The 18,227-nt window shown below is 48.5% G+C and carries 18 protein-coding genes; all 18 read left to right on the top strand.

The genetic code is table 11. From position 1 onward, the window contains the following. Positions 1-64 precede the first annotated feature (64 nt). The 18 genes from MKY82_RS11920 to MKY82_RS12005 all read left to right on the top strand — a co-directional run bounded on the left by MKY82_RS11920 (position 65) and on the right by MKY82_RS12005 (position 18,205). Positions 65-694, top strand: coding sequence for a hypothetical protein (locus MKY82_RS11920; RefSeq protein WP_339296131.1), 630 nt, complete (start codon positions 65-67; stop codon positions 692-694). Between the two features lie 170 nt (positions 695-864). Continuing rightward, positions 865-3,741, top strand: coding sequence for an ATP-dependent DNA helicase DinG (gene dinG, locus MKY82_RS11925; protein ID WP_339296132.1), 2,877 nt, complete (start codon positions 865-867; stop codon positions 3,739-3,741). 62 nt (positions 3,742-3,803) lie between these two features. Further along, positions 3,804-4,469: a redox-sensing transcriptional repressor Rex gene (locus MKY82_RS11930; RefSeq protein WP_194541963.1), complete on the top strand. Its 666-nt coding sequence runs from the start codon at positions 3,804-3,806 to the stop codon at positions 4,467-4,469. Further along, the gene (locus tag MKY82_RS11935; protein WP_339296133.1) at positions 4,444-5,745 is read left to right on the top strand and encodes an amidohydrolase; all 1,302 of its coding nucleotides are present in this window, start codon (positions 4,444-4,446) and stop codon (positions 5,743-5,745) included. Before MKY82_RS11930 ends, MKY82_RS11935 begins: the two co-directional genes overlap by 26 nt. A gap of 31 nt (positions 5,746-5,776) precedes the next feature. Next, on the top strand, positions 5,777-6,295 hold the full coding sequence (locus MKY82_RS11940) for a DUF5590 domain-containing protein (protein ID WP_339296134.1): 519 nt from the start codon (positions 5,777-5,779) through the stop codon (positions 6,293-6,295). A gap of 264 nt (positions 6,296-6,559) precedes the next feature. After that, the gene (locus MKY82_RS11945; RefSeq protein ID WP_071218371.1) at positions 6,560-7,093 is read left to right on the top strand and encodes a hypothetical protein; all 534 of its coding nucleotides are present in this window, start codon (positions 6,560-6,562) and stop codon (positions 7,091-7,093) included. Continuing rightward, positions 7,086-8,588, top strand: a complete 1,503-nt coding sequence (locus tag MKY82_RS11950; protein ID WP_071218370.1) for an AAA family ATPase — start codon at positions 7,086-7,088, stop codon at positions 8,586-8,588. The genes MKY82_RS11945 and MKY82_RS11950 overlap by 8 nt, the downstream gene beginning before the upstream one ends. Before the next feature lie 134 nt (positions 8,589-8,722). Continuing rightward, entirely contained in the window at positions 8,723-9,595 is an 873-nt protein-coding gene (locus MKY82_RS11955) for a 3-hydroxyacyl-CoA dehydrogenase NAD-binding domain-containing protein (RefSeq protein WP_071218369.1), read from the top strand. Beyond that, positions 9,592-10,800 (top strand): acetate kinase, encoded by a 1,209-nt coding sequence (locus MKY82_RS11960; RefSeq protein ID WP_194541966.1) that lies wholly within the window; start codon positions 9,592-9,594, stop codon positions 10,798-10,800. The genes MKY82_RS11955 and MKY82_RS11960 overlap by 4 nt, the downstream gene beginning before the upstream one ends. 30 nt (positions 10,801-10,830) lie before the next feature. Next, on the top strand, positions 10,831-12,126 hold the full coding sequence (gene asnS / locus MKY82_RS11965; protein WP_194541967.1) for an asparagine--tRNA ligase: 1,296 nt from the start codon (positions 10,831-10,833) through the stop codon (positions 12,124-12,126). An 18-nt stretch (positions 12,127-12,144) separates the two neighbouring features. After that, positions 12,145-12,894: a DnaD domain-containing protein gene (locus MKY82_RS11970; protein WP_339296135.1), complete on the top strand. Its 750-nt coding sequence runs from the start codon at positions 12,145-12,147 to the stop codon at positions 12,892-12,894. Between the two features lie 143 nt (positions 12,895-13,037). After that, a complete protein-coding gene (locus MKY82_RS11975) occupies positions 13,038-13,727 on the top strand; it encodes an HAD family hydrolase (protein WP_339296136.1) in 690 nt (229 codons plus the stop codon). Between the two features lie 27 nt (positions 13,728-13,754). Next, positions 13,755-14,411 (top strand): HAD family hydrolase, encoded by a 657-nt coding sequence (locus tag MKY82_RS11980; RefSeq protein WP_339296137.1) that lies wholly within the window; start codon positions 13,755-13,757, stop codon positions 14,409-14,411. A gap of 283 nt (positions 14,412-14,694) precedes the next feature. After that, complete coding sequence (locus MKY82_RS11985) at positions 14,695-14,964, top strand: CD3324 family protein (protein ID WP_071218363.1); 270 nt, start codon at positions 14,695-14,697, stop codon at positions 14,962-14,964. A gap of 138 nt (positions 14,965-15,102) precedes the next feature. Then, the gene (locus MKY82_RS11990; RefSeq protein WP_339296138.1) at positions 15,103-16,137 is read left to right on the top strand and encodes a phosphotransferase; all 1,035 of its coding nucleotides are present in this window, start codon (positions 15,103-15,105) and stop codon (positions 16,135-16,137) included. Between the two features lie 63 nt (positions 16,138-16,200). Further along, the gene (locus MKY82_RS11995; RefSeq protein ID WP_339296139.1) at positions 16,201-17,025 is read left to right on the top strand and encodes a type II CAAX endopeptidase family protein; all 825 of its coding nucleotides are present in this window, start codon (positions 16,201-16,203) and stop codon (positions 17,023-17,025) included. A 233-nt stretch (positions 17,026-17,258) separates the two neighbouring features. Then, positions 17,259-17,750: a sigma-70 family RNA polymerase sigma factor gene (locus MKY82_RS12000; RefSeq protein WP_071218426.1), complete on the top strand. Its 492-nt coding sequence runs from the start codon at positions 17,259-17,261 to the stop codon at positions 17,748-17,750. Further along, positions 17,747-18,205: a hypothetical protein gene (locus MKY82_RS12005; RefSeq protein WP_339296140.1), complete on the top strand. Its 459-nt coding sequence runs from the start codon at positions 17,747-17,749 to the stop codon at positions 18,203-18,205. Before MKY82_RS12000 ends, MKY82_RS12005 begins: the two co-directional genes overlap by 4 nt. Positions 18,206-18,227: the final 22 nt, after the last annotated feature.

Raw genomic sequence — 18,227 nt, forward strand, 5'->3', positions numbered from 1 at the left:
CTACAGAAAATGAGTGCAGGTCGACGCACTGATCTCATTTTTCCGCTAAGGGTGGGATGCAGCTATGTTTCAACATGTATTCGCTGAAATGAACAACATGTTAGATGAAATTGTGAAGCATTACCCTTCTGCTCAAGGTCCCCAAAAACAGGCGCTGGTACAAAACTGGAACATGCTCAAAAGCATGAGCGAGGGCATTATCGAGGAATGGCTCCATTTTGAAGAGAAGATGGCCATCTTCCGCGAGAGTGCCGCCTCGCCTCCTGTTTTTCCACCGACCGAAGCGCCTGAATTGCAGCTTGATGCATTTATTCGCGGTCAAGGTTATTACAAGTTGTTGATGTTCCAGCCGGCCATACAGCAGTTTGAGGCGGCCGCCACCGTATTTCCGGATAGCCTTCTGATCAAGCTGTATATTGCGATGTCCCATCTTTATTTGGGGCAAACCATACCGGCATCCGATGTATTGGTGTCCATCCTACCCCTGGCAGACAACAAAAAGATGCGGGCGATGATTTACAATGCGCTTGGATGCATCGAGGTGTTGAATGGACAGCAAGGGAAGGCCGAGGAGCATTTCGCACTGGCGATTCACAGCGACCCGACGCTTCCTGACCCCATTATCAATTTGGAGGTCTGCAAGCAGAAGCGAGGGGAACTCCAGTACGGCAGCCAATTGATCTCTTTGCTGTAAAAATCAAGCCAAAACAAGAAGCGATGTCAGAGCTCATCCTTGAGACTTTGGTATCGCTTTTTGCCGTATGGAGCTTACGGAGGAGAGCGGGGATTTTTTACCCGGAATGTTCAAAACCCGCAACTTCTGGTATGCTGTTAATTAGTCTGGAGGAAAGGGATTTTATCGAAATGAAATTTGCCGTATTGGATTTTGAAACCACGGGCAACCAGTCAGCAGATGAGATCATTCAGGTTGGACTGGCCATCATCGAAGAGGATCGAAGCATCTCCCGCGTATACGGCACCTATGTCAATCCCGGGATTCCGATCCCTCCTTTTATTACCGGTTTGACCGGCATTTCCGACAGTGATGTAGCGGATGCTCCGTCATTGGAAGAAATGATGATGGAACTCGTGCCCATGCTCGACGATGTTGTATTGGTTGGGCACAATGTCGCTTTTGATTTTAACTTTTTGCAAAATGCACTCGATCGCTGCGGCTATTTACCGTTCAGCGGCCGAATTCTAGATACGATGCACTTCTTAAAAATATGTTTTCCCTCGCTTCCTTCTTATCAGCTTGGGATGGTGTCCTCTCATTTCGGCCTGGAGCATGACCGTCCGCATCAGGCGGACAGCGATGCACTTGCCACAGCCTATGCGCTGCTGAAATGCCTGGAGGAGATCGATGAGCTTCCTCTGCTTACCGTGCAGCGGTTAAGCGACCTGTTTGCCGACGAGGACAGCGACTTGGCCTGGTTCTTTGACGGCATCCGTGCCGACAGGGAGCTCCAGGCAGTACAAGCCGGAGACACCCATACGTACTATCGTCAATTCGCCCTAGCTGTTGACGATTGGAACGATATAACGCCTGCCAGGGATGAGACGGAGCCTAATCCCTTGGCTGATGTAAGCTTTGAGCAATACATGAATGATGTCCGTGAACGTCTAAAGGAAACGCTGCCTCATTACGAGAGCAGGGATGCCCAGGACATGATGTTCCAGGAAGTGATGCAGGCACTCGATAACAATAAACATTTATTGATCGAAGCCGGCACGGGAACAGGCAAATCTCTCGGGTATTTGCTGCCGTCGATTTATCAAAGCGTGAAGCAGGAACAGAAGGTTATGGTGAGCACGCATACGATCAACCTTCAAGAACAGCTGCGTGACCGGGATATTCCCCTGCTCACCCAGGTTGTTCCTTTTCCTTTTAAAGCGGCTATTTTCAAGGGAAGAGGCCATTATTTGTGTTTGAGAAAATTTGAACATAAAATAAATAGAAGAGATTTTCATTCCCCGAAGGAAGATGTGATCACCGCAGCGCAAATGCTGGTTTGGTTGACCCAGACGGAGAACGGGGATGATGAGGAGCTGAACCTTGGCGGCCGTGGAGGGGATTTCTGGGAAACCATCTCCAGCGATTCGGATTCCTGCCTGGGCCGTGCCTGCCCATGGTTCCGCAAATGCTATTATCACAGGGCCAAACATGAGGCGGGCATCGCGGATGTTGTCATTACGAACCATTCGAAGCTGTTCACCGACGTGAAAGCGAATCACCAGCTGCTTCCGAGTTATGAGCGTCTCGTCATCGATGAAGCGCATCATCTGGAGGACGTCGCGGGCAAGCACCTTGGCTTGCAGATGAAATATTTTTCGGTTGTCCATACGTTGACCCGTATGTACAAAGACAGCCGAAGCGGTCAGCTTCCGGCTCTTCGCCAGCTGCTGCAAGCGTCGTCCCATGAGAAGGCTGTCGAGTGGTCTTCCATCATCGACCGGATTTATCCGGATCTGATCACCGTCAAAGAGAATTGGGACCGGCTCAGCGACCAATTGTTCGGACTGCTTCCGGAGCGCGGAGACGCGACTCCGGGGGATGCCGGACAATTCTCGCTTCGCTTATCGCCTCTGAAAAAGCCGAAGGATTGGAATTCGCTGGCCGAGCTGGAGCATCAAATTCATCTGGCGCTCGGCGATGTCGTTCGCAAGGGTGACAAGCTGATTGCCGAAATGAAGGAAGATCTGGACGACTACAGCGCGGACAGTCTGTTAACAGACCTATCGGGTCTATTTAAGGACCTGGCCGCACACCGCGAGGACCTGAGGACCTTCATGTCCCTGAATGATGAGGGCACGGTATACTGGATGGAGGCGAACGGCAACTTCCGCGGCAAATCGCTGCAGCTTTATGCGGTGCCTGTCGACGTCAGCACCCATTTAAAGGAATTGTTTTTTGACAAAAAACAAAGCGTGATCCTGACATCGGCGACCTTGTCGGTGGACAAATCGTTTCAGTTCATGATCGAGAATTTGGGTCTTCAGGAAGCGGCAGATAGCGGCAACCTGAACACGGTCCTGCTGCCGTCCCCGTTTAATTACAGGGAGCAGGCTCTCCTTGTTGTGCCGCGCGATTTTCCGAGCGTGAAGGGCTCGGTCGGGGATGCACTCTTTGTGAATACACTTGTGCAATCATTGGCTGATACGGCCATCGCAACGCATGGTCGCATGCTTGTCCTGTTCACCTCGTACCGCATGCTGCGTCAGGTGCATGAGCCCTTGAAGGAGGCGCTGGGATCCAGCGATATTACGGTACTGGGACAAGGGATGGACGGAACCAGCCGTACCAAGTTAATCCGGAGATTCCAGGATAGCAGCGCTTCGGTTCTGCTGGGCACCAGCTCCTTCTGGGAAGGAGTAGATATACCCGGTGAGGCGCTCACCTGCCTTGCCATCGTCCGGCTGCCGTTCCAGCCGCCGAATCACCCTCTGGTCGAAGCCAAGAGCGAGCTTCTGCAGCAGCAGAAGAAGAACCCGTTCATGAAGCTTTCGGTTCCGCAAGCGGTCATTCGCTTCAAACAGGGATTTGGCCGACTGGTACGGACCGCGCAGGATAAGGGGATTGTCATCGTTTACGATACTCGGGTCATTGAATCCTATTACGGGAAGTATTTCTTATATTCCTTGCCTGGACCGAAGATGGAGCACATGCCGACAGAGGGGATCGTTCCCCGAATTTCGAAATGGCTGCAGGAAGAGGCAGGCATAGGGAACCAAGCTGAATAAAGTGAAACCATGAACGAGCACAAACAAATGTAGTTATTAACCTATTATTAGGGGGAGCATGCATGAAATCGGAAAAAATTTCGGAAGCCGTGGTCCGCAGATTACCTGTATACTTGCGCTATTTGAATGAGCTTCAGAAAAGGGAGGTCTCCACGGTTTCCTCCCAGGAACTGGGGCAGAAACTGGACCTCAATCCTGCTCAAATTCGTAAGGACCTAGCGTATTTCGGTGATTTTGGACGGAAAGGGATCGGATATGACGTATCTTATCTGATCGAGAAAATTCGCCAGATTCTAAAGCTGGACCAGAAGATCAATGTCGCATTGATTGGGGCCGGTAATCTTGGACATGCATTATCGAATTACAATGCATTTCTGAAGGACAATATGAAGATTGTGGCGGTTTTCGATTCGTATTCTCCCAAAGTTGGTATGAAAATTAACAATTTGGTCGTACAGCCGATGGAGGAACTGGAGAAGACGGTTCATGAGTACGGCATTCGTATCGGGATTATCACCGTTCCGGATTTTGAGGCGCAGAATGTAGCGAATCAACTTATCGCGGCAGGCATCGAGGCTATCCTGAATTTTGCGCCGACCATCCTGAAAGCTCCACCCCATATCCGGATTCATACGGCAGATTTTACTACGGATTTGCAGAGTTTGGCCTATTATTTGGATAACGGCAAGGAGGATGCAGCACATGACGACAACGAAGTGGATGGTTAAAAACGGAACGTTCGTGGTACTAGAGGAAGGCAGATCCGTGTTACGCGGATATATGGTCGTGGAGAACGACCGGATCACTTACCTGGGTGAAGAAGAGCCGACTGTCCAAGAGGGAACAGAAATCATCGACGGAACCCATCTGTTTTTCCTGCCTGGATTGGTGAATACGCACGGACATGCGGCCATGTCGCTTCTTCGCGGGTATGGCGACGATCTGGCACTGCAAGTATGGCTTCAGGAAAAAATGTGGCCGATGGAAGCCAAATTCACGGCCGACGATGTATACTGGGGAACCTCACTCTCCGTGCTAGAGATGATCAAAGGCGGAACCACGACATTTGTGGATATGTATGATCATATGGATCAGGTTGCAAAGGTGGTGGAGGACTCAGGCATGCGCGGCGTTCTGACGCGCGGTGTCATCGGATTATGTCCGCCTGAGGTGCAGCAGCAGAAGCTGGAAGAGGCGGTTGCATTCGCGAAAGACTGGCATGGTCAGGCTGACGGTAGAATTACGACGATGATCTCACCGCATGCACCCTATACGTGCCCGCCGGATTTCATCGAAAAATTCGTGCAAGCGTCACATGATTTGAATCTGCCTTTGCATACGCATATGTCCGAAACGGAAACGGAAGTAGCTCAGAACGTAAATGACTACGGACTTCGCCCTGTTGCCCATCTAGAGAAGCTTGGCATGTTCTCCCGTCCAACGCTGCTTGCGCATGCCGTCCATCTGACCGATGAAGAAATCGAAATTCTGGCCAAACATCAAGTTATGGTTTCGCATAATCCAGGCAGCAATTTGAAGCTTGCCAGCGGCATCGCTCGCGTGCCTGCACTGCTGAAAGCCGGGGTCACCGTGTCTTTGGGTACCGATGGACCTGCCAGCAATAATAATCTGGATATGTTTGAAGAGATGCGGCTGGCCGCACTGATCCATAAAGGAGTAAGCGGGGATCCAACCGCGATTCCAGCATCCGAAGCGCTTCGGATGGGTACAGAATATGGAGCCAAGTCAGCCTTCCTTACGGATATTGGTACGCTTGCGGTAGGCATGAAGGCAGATATGATCGCACTGAACACGGATCAGGCGCACTTCCTTCCGAAGACGGATTACATTTCTCATGCTATCTACTCCGCCAGTGCGAAGGATGTAGAGCATGTATGGGTTGACGGCAAGCAGGTAGTGAAGAATGGCGCGAGTCTCACTCTCGATGAGGAACGTATCCGCCGGGAAGCGCAGCGTGCCTTTGAGCGTCTTACAACCCTCTAGGGAATAATCAAGGGGAGCGAGGAAGACGGATTTGAAGAAAAAAACGAAGTGGATATTGCTGAGTGTATCCGGGGTGCTGCTGTTACTGCTTGGTTTACAGCTCTATTATTCATATGTGATGAAAGATGCTTGGAATGAAGAAAGAATGGCAATTGCTGCCGCCAAACAGCATGGCCAATTGGTTACGTCCGGGAAGACCTATAAATCGGTGTGGGGCGAGGACAATAACTATTGGGTGATAAGCGGGAAGGATCAGGACAATCAAGATCGTATGGTATGGGTGAAATTTACGGATGACAACGTACCTGTTGAAGGTGCCGACGCTGTCCAATCCGTTTTGTTGAATACGGGGTTGTCAGAAGACCAGATGCGGGAGCAGATTTATAACGAATTGTCTGGCGCAGAAATTAAGCGGCTGCTGCCTGGAATGTATGAGGGCGAGTATGCCTGGCAGCTGCAGTATGAACACAACGGTCAGCGCGGTTATCGGTTTTATCGTTTTCAAGACGGTAACACCATCGGTAATGACATTATTCTTCCAAATCAATAAATAAGAAGTAGAGAGGGGCCCTTTAATATTCGCGGGTTCCTCTCTTATTTTCTCTATAATTGTAAGCGTATTCAGAAATAATATGGAAAAACTGTTCTAAATATTTTCACAGACATGCATGAAAAAGTATATAAGATGTGATATACTCATACTTGTACAAAATGAGTATATAAACTACATGCATCCCTATATATCGTTGTTATATGTATTGTTGTGTTGCAACATGACAGACAAAATTTCATACTGAAATGAAGGAGGAACTTCATGAAACTACGCATTGTACCTATCGTGCTGACTGTCGTGATCTCAGCATCGGTTCTCTTTGGCGGATGGTTTCTGTATCGGCAGATGGCTTTGCAAAATCCGCTGGCCAATGTTGTGTCACAATATGACGGCGTGAAGGATTCACATATAGATATTAAACAGAATACCGTTACTTTGAATCTTGATTTGGCTCCGGATACCAATTTGCAAGGCTTGGTCCAGCATATTAAGAAGGAAGGCAAGTCTGTGATTGGCAATCGGGAATTGAAAATCCAGGTGGAGGATCATTCCTCGGAAGCACTGGATCAATGGTGGGAGAAGGCGATGCTGTCAGTCGCTGAAGCGATGGATAATAAGCAGTATACCGATATTCAATCATCGCTCGAGCAGCTTGCTGCCCAGTCTCCGAATTTGAAAGCAAAAGCAACGATTGATGACACCAACGTCTATGTCAGCTTGTCAGACGGCAAGTCTGGTAAATTTATAATCTTGCCGCGTCAGTCTGGCAACATGGAGGTGTGGAATCATGCCTAAATTAGCTAAAGAAATCATGTTAGGCTTTATTCCGGTTTTGCTGGTATTCCTTGTGTTTGTCGGCGTGAACATCGTGCCCTTGCTCATCGCTGCAGCACTTGTAGGCGGCTTGTTGTTTATCGCGAAGATGAAGGGCGGCATCGCTGTAGGCGCAGCGAATGAGCGGAAGCGGAAAAAGAGCGGACCTGCCAAGCTGACGTTCGAAGAAATCGGCGGGCAGGATAATGCCAAGCAAGAGCTGCGTGAAGCACTGGATTTTCTGATTCGTCATGAAGACATTAAGAAATTCGGGATTCGTCCATTGAAGGGCATTCTTCTCACCGGGCCTCCGGGAACAGGGAAAACGTTGATGGCTAAAGCCGCTGCCCATTACACCGATTCGATCTTTGTCGCTGCATCCGGCAGTGAATTTGTTGAGATGTATGTCGGTGTTGGTGCAGGGCGCATCCGGGATTTGTTCAAGGATGCCCGTAACCGTGCGGCAAAGGAAAACAAGCAAAACGCCATTATCTTCATCGATGAGATCGATGTCATTGGCGGTAAACGCGAAGGCGGCCAGCAGCGCGAGTACGACCAGACGCTGAATCAGCTGCTAACCGAGATGGATGGCATCTATTCGCAGGATACTCCTCGTATTCTGGTAATTGCCGCGACAAACCGGAAAGAAATGCTGGATAGCGCACTGCTGCGTCCAGGGCGTTTCGACCGTCACATTCAGGTCGATCTGCCGGATAAGAAGGGACGCACTCATATTTTGAATCTGCATGCGGGCAATAAGCCGCTGCATGAAGATGTCGACTTGGAGAAAATCGCCGAAGAAGCATACGGCTTCTCGGGCGCACAACTCGAGAGCGTCATGAATGAAGCGGCCATTTACACGATGCGCGAGAACGAACAGTTTATCCATCAGCGTCATTTGTCCATGGCGATTGACAAGGTAATGATGGGTGAGCGTTCCGACCGTGAATCGAATTTGGAAGAGAAGAAGCGCGTTGCCATACATGAATTGGGACATGCAATTATGGCAGAGCTTGTGCGTCCCGGCAGTGTGAAGCAAGTTGCACTCAGCCCGCGTGGTAAAGCGCTAGGTTATGTTCGTCATAATCCGCAGGAGGAACAATATCTATACACGAAAACCTTCCTGGAAGAGCAAATTATGATCGCGCTTGGCGGTGCGGCCGCCGAAGAGATCTTTTACGGAGGCCGAAGCACAGGCTCAAGCAATGACTTTGAGCAATCGCTGAACATCGTGGAGACGATGATGAAGTCAGGTTTGACGTCGCTGGGCATTGTTAACATGAACATGGTAACAACTGAAGAGTTAATGAAAGAGAATAATGTGATTTTGGAAGAGTTAATGAACCGCACCAAGAATCTCTTGGAACAGAAACGGCCAATATTCGACAATTCACTTGATATCCTGTTGAAGGAAGAAATTCTCTCGGGGGAACAATTTCGTTGTCAATTTCGTGAAAACGCGCTTTTACCAGCATAAATTGTTATGCTGGTTATTTTTTTTTACTTTTTTGTCGTGCTAAGATATTATTATACTTTGTGCTCTGAAAATGTATTTTTCGACAAATGGGGTACAATAAAGTATAGAGATAAGGAAAGGGTGGAGTAGAAACCATGTACTTCAAAAAAATCGGCGTCGTAGGCGGCGGGACTATGGGGCAGGGCATTGCGGAGATGCTGGCAGCCAAAGGTCTTGACGTACTGCTCGTAGAGAAAACTCCAGAGAAACTGGACTATTCATACCGAATGATCGAGACCAGTCTAGATAAACAATTGGAGAAGTGGGGAATTACCCAGGCAGAGAAGAAATTGATACTGAACCGGATTCAAAAAGTAACTCATTTTGCCGAGCTTAGCACCTGCGATATGGTGATTGAGACCATTATAGAGGACTTGGAAGCGAAGAAAGAGGTCTTTACACAGCTTGATCAAGTATGTCCGAGCCATGTGATATTAGCAAGTAATACATCCACGCTTAGTTTGACGGAGCTCGCCAGCTCTACCAAATATCCTGAGCGTGTTATTGGCATGCACTTCATTCATCCTGTTTCCAAGGTAGACCTTGTTGAAATCATCCGCGGTCTGAAAACTTCCGATCATACGTTTACGGAAACGAAGCGTTTTGTTGAAGAAGTTTCGGATAAAAAAGGCATCATGGTATATGAGTCTCCAGGTTTCGTTACAACCCGCATGATTACCCTCATGATCAATGAAGCGATGCACTTGCTGCAAGAGGGCGTGGCTTCGGCGGAGGATATCGATGACGCAATGAGAATCGGATATAACTTCCAGCATGGACCGCTTGAGATGGCCGACCGTTTCGGTTTGGATTCCATTCTCGCTGCGCTGGAGCGCATGTTCCGCGAGTACGGCGAACTGAAATACCGTCCATCGATTGTCTTGAAGAAACTGGTCCGCGCAGGGCAACTGGGCGTTAAAACCGGAGAAGGCTTTTTCAAGTACGATAAGGATGGTGATCGGGTATGAATATTCTCGTAATTAATGCAGGGAGTTCTTCACTGAAGTATCAACTGTACAACATGACGGATGAATCCGTGCTGGCAAAGGGCTTGGTCGAACGGATCGGCATGGATTCCTCGATTCTGACGCATAAGCCGACGGGAAAACAGGATGTAACCGAAGTCAGCGAAATTCTGGAGCATACCACGGCCATCCGCAAAGTGCTGGGCATGCTCACGAACGAGGAGCACGGCGTGATCGATTCCATCGACAGCATTCAGGCTGTTGGACACCGCGTCGTGCACGGCGGGGAGTCTTTTAAAGAATCCGCGCTCGTTGACAGTGACGCCAAAGCGGAAATCCGCCGCTTGTTCGATTTGGCTCCGCTTCACAATCCTGCATCGATGATGGGGATTAAGGCAGCAGAAACCAATATGCCGGGCGTCCCGCAGGTCGTTGTATTTGATACGGCGTTCCATCAGACGATGCCGGAGAAATCATACCTGTACGCTATTCCGAGAGTACTTTATAATAAATATAAAGTACGTCGTTACGGTGCGCACGGCACGTCCCATGCCTATGTCAGCCAGGCAGCGGCAGAATTTCTGAACCGACCGCTGGAGGATCTGAAGATCATAACCTGCCATATCGGTAACGGTGCTTCCCTGACAGCAGTAAAAGGCGGGAAATCCATCGATACCTCCATGGGGATGACCCCGCTGGAAGGGCTCATGATGGGTACGCGTAGCGGTGATTTGGACCCTGCAATCGTACCGTTTGTCATGAATAAGGAAGAGCTGACCGTCAATGAAGTGAACTCCATGCTGAACAAGCACAGCGGCTTGCTGGCGATTTCCGGAATCAGCAGTGATATGCGTGAGATTACGGAAGGCATGGAAAAAGGCGATCCGAACTCCACATTGGCCTTTGAAATGTATGAGTATCGCCTTCGTAAATACATCGGATCTTACGCTGCCGTCATGAATGGCGTGGATGTCATTGTATTTACTGCGGGCGTCGGCGAGAATTCGGTCGTTCTTCGTCAAAGAGTGCTTGAGCAGCTTACCTATCTCGGAGTAGAATTGGATGAGGAGCTGAACAGCATTCGTTCCGGCGAGCCGCGCCGTATTTCTGCGGCAAATTCGAAGGTCGAGGTACTAGTGATCCCTACCAACGAAGAACTGGTTATTGCTCGGGATACGCATCGTATCGTACAAGCTTCCAACCGTTAAATAGTAGTGATATAAGGGAGAGATTTAAGCATGGCCACCAAAAGTGTGATTCGTAACGTCAACCAGCATGTCGGCGAGACCGTCACGATCGGCGCCTGGATCAACAACAAGCGTTCCAGCGGCAAGATCCAATTCCTGCAGCTTCGCGATGGATCCGGATATATCCAGGGTGTTGTTGTGAAGAGCGAAGTATCCGAACAGGTATGGGATGACGCGAAAAGCCTGACACAGGAAAGCTCGTTGTACGTGACGGGTGTTATACGTGAAGAGCCGCGGAGCCAATCGGGTTACGAGATGACGGTTACCGGCATTGAGATCATACATCTTACGGAAAACTATCCGATTACGCCTAAAGAGCATGGCGTCGATTACTTAATGGACCATCGTCATCTGTGGCTTCGCACCCAGAAACAACGTGCGATCATGGTAATCCGTGCTGAAATTATCCGCGCGGTTCAAGATTACTTTGATTCCAACGGATTTACGCTGGTGGATCCGCCGATTTTGACCCCAACTTCCGCGGAGGGTACAACGAATCTGTTCCACACGAAGTATTTTGATGAAGATGCTTATTTGACCCAGAGTGGGCAGTTATACATGGAAGCTGCCGCTATGGCGCTCGGTAAGGTATACTCTTTCGGTCCGACGTTCCGTGCCGAGAAGTCCAAAACTCGCCGTCACCTGATCGAGTTCTGGATGATTGAGCCTGAGATGGCCTTCACGGACCATGAGGAGAGCCTTCAGGTACAGGAGCAGTTCATTAGTCATGTGGTGCAGTCCGTGGTTAAAAACTGCCGCCAGGAGCTTGAAACGATCGGTCGCGATATTTCGAAGCTGGAGGCGATCCAGGCACCATTCCCGCGGATCACGTACGATGAGGCCATTGAATTCCTGCATACGCAAGATTTTGATATTCCTTGGGGTGAGGATTTTGGCGCGCCTCATGAAACGGCCATTGCCGAGAAGTATGACAAGCCGGTCTTTATTACCCATTACCCGGCGGGAATCAAGGCTTTCTACATGAAGCCGGATCCGAATCGTCCGGAAGTCGTTCTGTGTGCGGATATGATCGCTCCGGAAGGTTATGGCGAGATTATTGGCGGATCGCAGCGGATCGACGATCCGCAGCTGCTTGAAGAGCGCTTCAAGGAGCATGATCTGTCGATGGAAACCTATCAATGGTATATGGATTTGCGTAAATACGGCACCGTTCCTCATTCCGGCTTCGGTCTAGGTCTTGAGCGTACCGTTGCCTGGATTTGCGGTTTGGACCATGTGCGTGAAACGATTCCGTTCCCACGTACTTTGTACCGGTTGTACCCGTAAGCCGTGAGAGGTGAGTCTATGGACCACGACGGTAACGTGGACACAGGCGTGAATGGGTGGACGGCCGGCGCCGCTGCCGGCATGAGCCAAGGAATGGCGATCATTCCTTATGCCTTGCTCAAGCATTATCGGTCACTTGGTTTAAGCGACCGTGAAGCCATGCTGGTCATTCATTTGATTGGTTATCAGCAGGTGGAGTTCAAGGCGTTTCCTTCGCTGGAGGAGCTTGCGGAAGTGACGGGGGCTCCCACCGAATTCATCGCTACCAGCTTGCAGCGCTTGATGAAGGTAGGGCTGATCGGGATTGATGAGTATGTGGACGAAACCCAGGGGATTCATTACGAGCGCTACAATCTCCACGGATTGTATGAAAAGCTCGCTTCGTGCCTGGCTGAAGAGCACAAAGCAAAGACCCCAGAAGGAACCAAGTTTGCGTCTCCGCTTTTGAATGCCCGCCCTGCTACCAGCAAATCAGCTTTTTCGGGGAATTCTGTTCCTGAGAAGGAAGAGCGGAATTTGTTCACCATTTTCGAAAAAGAGTTTGGCCGCCCGCTGTCGCCCATGGAGCTGGAAACGATCTCCGGCTGGGTTGATGCGGATCGCTATCCGGACGAGTTAATCCTATTGGCTCTGAAAGAAGCGGTATTTGCGGGCAAACTGCATTTCCGCTACATTGACCGGATCCTGCTTGAATGGAGCCGCAACCGGGTGCGTACCGCACAGGACGCCAAAGCCTATACGCAGAAATTTAGAAATATCGGAAGATAGATCAGAAGCACGTCCGCTACGGGCGTGCTTTTTTGTGTGCATGATCTGTTCAATTCATGCAGTTTAAGTCCTATGATTAGCAGGAGAACTTCCCGGGATCAACGAATGGATATAGGTGCAGCACGCTAGAAGGGGAGTTGGAGATGCGATACAAGGCCATTATTTTTGATCTGGATAACACGTTATTAGACTATAGTCAGAGTGAAAGGACATGCATGCAGCAAGCACTGGAGCACTACCGGCTGCATGAGGATCTGACGTGGGAGGAATTCTGGAGCACGTTCGGACCGATTAATTTTAATTATTGGGTGAACCGAATTCAGAACAATCACGATATTAGGCAGGTGCTGGAGCATTCCTTCACGGATACCTTCCTAAGGTTGAAGCGGGAGTTCAATCAATTCCGGGAGATATCGGAAACTTACTGGGGATTATTTTGCAGTTCCAACCATATGGAGCCTAATGCCGACCTTATTTTGGAGCATCTGCATGGTGACTTTGCGCTAGGGGTCATATCCAACGGCATTGGCGAAGCACAGCGTAAACGCCTGACAACAGGAGGATTGTTTCATTATTTTGACTCCTTCATCATTTCGAATGAGGTGAAGTGCTGGAAGCCGGACCCGCAGATCTTTGAACTCGCATTGCAGGAATTGGCGGTAGGTCCAGGCGAGGTGTTATACATAGGGGATTCGCTTACGGATGATTATGAAGGAGCAACGAGAGCCGGAATTGATTTTTGTTATTATAATCGCCGGGGTACCCCTTTAAGTGATCATCATCGTCCTGCTTATAGGATCAGGGATCTCCTGGAGATTAAGGATCTGGCTTAGGAATCATGCATGGAGGAGGATAATCTAATGGGATACAATCATATTTTATTTGATTTGGATGGCACCTTGACTGATCCGCGTGAAGGCATTACGAAAGCCGTAAGTTATGCACTCGGTCAGCATGGGATTATCGTAAACGATCTATCCGAGCTGGAATGTTTTATCGGTCCTCCGCTCCAGGCGACCTTTACCGAAAAATATCATTTTAGTGAAGCCGAGGCTTGGGGCGCCGTATTGAGCTACCGTGAATATTATAAGGACACCGGCCTTTATGAAAATGAGGTGTATGGTGGAATACGTGAGTTATTGGGTTTGCTGTTATCCCAAGGGCGCCGCTTGTATGTCGCTACCTCCAAACCTACGGTTTTTGCCGAGACAGTCCTTGAGCATTTTCAGCTAACCGCTTATTTTTCCATGGTGTGCGGGAGCGAACTGGACGGTTCCCGGTCCGCCAAGACTGAAATCATTCAGCACGTTCTGGATACATGCCGGATTCAACCACCTGCAGCCGTTATGATTGGAGACCGGAAGCATGATCTGATTGGAGCGCGGAACTGCGGGATACACAGCATTGCTGCAGGGTACGGGTATGGTTCCGAAGAGGAGCTGGCGGCATGCGAGCCCACCTATTATTTTAAAACCGTGGAGGAAATGCTTCGGTCGTTTGCAAGCTTAGCGGTTTAATATCGGCTTATCAGGATGAGACTGAGCCCTTCGATTTTTCGCCTAACATCGGTTATAATGGTCATAACCAGTCGGAATGTCATAATTTGTGAAGGGAGGGGTAAGATCATGATGGGAAGATTGCAGATGTGCTCTATGCAAAGTCTATATGATGAACAACGGCGGTTGTTTGCATGGAGCGATGAGAAAGTTACCGCCTGATTACCTCGTGTAGAGAGGCCGTTTATCTAATGGACTTTGCATCCTTAAAACCTTTATCTTAATTTTAAGGAGCAGAGCTACCATGAAATATATAAACGCGGATATTATCCTTCCAGAGGAATTGTTGAAGGAAGTACAGAAATATGTACAAGGCGGGATGGTGTATATCCCGAAACCTGAAGGGTTACGCAAGAAATGGGGAGAAAACTCGGGCAGCCGGGTGTATTTGAAAAAAAGAAACCTGGAAATCCGGCAGTTGTTTGCGTCGGGCGCTACCATTGACCAGCTTTCTTCTCAATTTTGTTTATCCTGCGATTCCATCAAAAAAATTGTATATACCAAAAACAAGTAATGCAAAGTCACATTGGAACTGATTCTGATGTGGCTTTTTCTTATGTATAAAAGTCATTTTAAACCAACCGTTATATAGGAAGTACAGCTGCTGAGCAATTATAATCATTCAAGAACGTTCAAACCATGAGGTGAGTACATGAATGATTTTTTTCAATTTGTAACAGAAGAACAAAGATGTTCGCTGCTCGCAAAAGCCAAAAGGGTTGCAATATCGGCACTTCAGCAATATAACCTGAGATGGGATGAGATTGAATATATCGGTATTTCGGACACGATTACATATCGAGTTCGGACGAGCTTAGATAAAACATACTTGTTGAGAATCCATTCGGATCGACGGTGCAGTCATGAAATAGACTTAGAGCTTCAGTTCCTGGATGCCCTTATTACAGCAGGTATCAAAGTGCCGACAGGTATAACCACTCCAAGTGGGTTAAGATGGTTGAAAATCGGTACGGAGGATGGATTCACCTCCACCCATGTCACCGTGATGAAATGGGTGGAGGGTGTGCATGCCCATGAAGCACTTACAGAAGATCAAGCTTATCAGGTAGGTGTCTTGATGGCCAGAATGCATGAAACTGCATTTGACTTCAAAAGTTCTTCTGATCTTCGTAAGCCCGTATGGGGGATGAACAGTTATAAAGAAGCGCTCGCCAAGCTGGAACGATATGCGGGAACTTTTTTGTCGGAAGTTTCATGGTCACTGTATCAACTCGCAGCTGAAAAAGTTATATCCCAGCTTGATCATATGAAGGCTGATGATTGCAACTACGGTCTCATTCATGCCGATTTACATTTGGGGAATGTAGTATTTGAAGGGGAAGTTCCTCATCCGATTGATTTTGGTAGATGTGGCTACGGTTTTTTTCTTTACGATCTGGCGGCGGTTATGTTATCACTTGTTCCGTACCAACGATTTAAAGTGCTTCAAGGATATGAAAGCATACGATCGTTGGGATCGGATTATTTTCAGTCTCTGGAGTGTTTTTTCATCATGATCATGATGGAGAATTATAGCCACCATGCCTCCAATCCAAGAGAGACAGAAAGTATAAAGGGTGAGCAAATCTATGCGCTAGCTTATATTCATGAATATTTGCACGGACGCCCGTTTCTGCTGAATGTGGTAGAGCCCATAGAAATAGACGATGCACCAATCTCCAGTTGATCCGGCCATAATAGAAGGGTATCATGATATCATAATACGTGTTACAGAATGGGAGAGAATTGCTTGCAAGTTACGAACCGCCCAGGTGAACATATCACCTGCTTGATCATCATGATTGCCACCATCGTATGGGTTCAATGGACATCATTCCTTCTATCCGCGGCGTGGGGAATCGGACTGATCCTGTTAATATATACATTGTGCAAGCTAAGAAGCGTACGCAAGATATCGACTCAAATAAATGACACGGCCATCGTGGCCCTTATCATGGTGATCGGTTATATACTCTATCATTCTTCTGGTGAAATCATCAAACATGGATTAGCGGGGGACGATGCCTGGGCCATCATCCTATCGAGGTTAAGCCTGATATTATTTGTATTACCCTTTGCACTGGCGGCCATGTTAACGAAGAAAAAACCGTTATACCTTGCCACGGGTTCATGGGGAACAACGATTCATTTTCCATGGATATTCAAAGGCCCGGTACAAGACCCGATCTGGCGTTTCATGCTCATTTTCCTGGTTGTCGTCTGTTCCATTTTTTCATTCTTTATTGACTGGGGACAGCCGCATTTTCTCGTTCTTATCGGTTATGCACTATCATTTGCGCTGATCAATGCCGTCCTTGAGGAGCTGCTGTGGCGGGGATACATACTTAGTCATTTTGTAAGTGGATTTGGTGAGCTGAAAGGGCTCGTCATCGCCGGAGTTACCTTTGGTTTATACCACTACCACCTTGGTTTTTCATGGCCGGTTTGTCTGCTGTTTTCAATCTTTGGGATCATGATGGGTGGCGTGGCTATTCGTTCCAAAGGGTTGATTCCCGTGATGGTTATGCATTTTGTGATGAATGTTTTATTTGTTCTTAGCGGCATGATCCTGTAACTTCCTAAGAAGGGCGTCGATAGACGTTCTTTTTTTGTTTTGACCGGTATGGGTAGACTATGGGACGAGCAATGTTGCTCTTGCTTTATATTTATTAAAAATTTTTTTAAAAAAGTGCAGGGGCAGCTTTCAGAGCTGACGTCTATGTATTTGGGAAGGAGGGGAGAGTTATTGATGCTGAAACGTTAATCACGCGTATCCTGCAAGGTGATCAAGAAGCCTTTCGGGAACTGGTGAACCATTACAGCCAGCACGTGTTCCATACGGCATACTCGGTCCTGCGGGATGCCAAGGAAGCGGAAGATGCGTCGCAGGAAGTGTTTATTCAAGTATACAAAGCTCTCCCCCAGTACCGATCTGAAGGCTTTAAAACCTGGATTACACGCATCACGCTAAATAAAGCGATTGATATGAAGAGGAAGCTTTCCCGTAAACCGCCGGAGCAGCTGCATGGCGAACATGATGAAGTGCTGGATAAACTCCCTTCCCGGGACGAAGACGTGGTTTCTCTGCTCGTACATAAGGAGAGAAGAGAGGAACTTCGAGAGAAAATTAAACAATTGCCGGACAATCACCGCGCCATTATAACGGCTTTTTATTTGGAAGAGAAAAACTACGAACAAATCGCAGCCGAGCTGGATGTCACGGTCAAGACGGTGGAATCGAAATTATACCGGGCCAGACAGTGGATTCGGAAATCATGGAAGGAGGAGGAATGGAAATGAACGTAAAGGATTACGAGCTTAAGATGCTGACGGCACGATATGTTAGAGGAGAAGGCTCGGCAGAAGAACGGTCTTCTTATGAAGAGCTCATGTTATCGGATGACAGCGTGCTGGAGATCTACATGCAGGTACTGGCGGAGCTGGAATCCGAACTCCCTGGCCTGTCAGACCCGGAAGCTTTTACGCAGCAGGTGGTGGAACACGAACAAATTAAGCCATACACCCATAGAGCATCTCTGCGGATTCAGGAACGCCCGAAGCGATGGTACGAACGCGCGATCGTTCACTACACCATTGCCGCCTCCATTACCATGCTGTTTCTCTTCACCGGGGCTTTTGACCGACTTCTTCCCGGGGAAATGAATCATGATGTTCCATTATCCGAAACACCTTCCTACAGTGAGCAATGGGTAGAAAAAACAACGGGCTGGCTTGACCAGCTATTGTCCAGATAAGAAAAAGAAAGGAAGATGCCAA

The organism is Paenibacillus sp. FSL W7-1279 (assembly GCF_037969845.1).
GTDB lineage: Bacteria > Bacillota > Bacilli > Paenibacillales > Paenibacillaceae > Paenibacillus_AQ.

Excerpts from the sequence above, each read along its gene's own strand:
- MKY82_RS11935 (WP_339296133.1), top strand. The coding sequence starts at position 4,444 with ATGACGACAACGAAGTGGATGGTTAAAAACGGAACGTTCGTGGTACTA.
- MKY82_RS11955 (WP_071218369.1), top strand. The coding sequence starts at position 8,723 with ATGTACTTCAAAAAAATCGGCGTCGTAGGCGGCGGGACTATGGGGCAG.
- MKY82_RS11985 (WP_071218363.1), top strand. The coding sequence starts at position 14,695 with ATGAAATATATAAACGCGGATATTATCCTTCCAGAGGAATTGTTGAAG.
- MKY82_RS11970 (WP_339296135.1), top strand. The coding sequence starts at position 12,145 with ATGGACCACGACGGTAACGTGGACACAGGCGTGAATGGGTGGACGGCC.
- MKY82_RS12005 (WP_339296140.1), top strand. The coding sequence starts at position 17,747 with ATGAACGTAAAGGATTACGAGCTTAAGATGCTGACGGCACGATATGTT.
- MKY82_RS11980 (WP_339296137.1), top strand. The coding sequence starts at position 13,755 with ATGGGATACAATCATATTTTATTTGATTTGGATGGCACCTTGACTGAT.
- MKY82_RS11960 (WP_194541966.1), top strand. The coding sequence starts at position 9,592 with ATGAATATTCTCGTAATTAATGCAGGGAGTTCTTCACTGAAGTATCAA.
- MKY82_RS11920 (WP_339296131.1), top strand. The coding sequence starts at position 65 with ATGTTTCAACATGTATTCGCTGAAATGAACAACATGTTAGATGAAATT.
- MKY82_RS11975 (WP_339296136.1), top strand. The coding sequence starts at position 13,038 with ATGCGATACAAGGCCATTATTTTTGATCTGGATAACACGTTATTAGAC.
- MKY82_RS11950 (WP_071218370.1), top strand. The coding sequence starts at position 7,086 with ATGCCTAAATTAGCTAAAGAAATCATGTTAGGCTTTATTCCGGTTTTG.
- dinG (WP_339296132.1), top strand. The coding sequence starts at position 865 with ATGAAATTTGCCGTATTGGATTTTGAAACCACGGGCAACCAGTCAGCA.
- MKY82_RS11990 (WP_339296138.1), top strand. The coding sequence starts at position 15,103 with ATGAATGATTTTTTTCAATTTGTAACAGAAGAACAAAGATGTTCGCTG.
- MKY82_RS11945 (WP_071218371.1), top strand. The coding sequence starts at position 6,560 with ATGAAACTACGCATTGTACCTATCGTGCTGACTGTCGTGATCTCAGCA.
- MKY82_RS11930 (WP_194541963.1), top strand. The coding sequence starts at position 3,804 with ATGAAATCGGAAAAAATTTCGGAAGCCGTGGTCCGCAGATTACCTGTA.
- asnS (WP_194541967.1), top strand. The coding sequence starts at position 10,831 with ATGGCCACCAAAAGTGTGATTCGTAACGTCAACCAGCATGTCGGCGAG.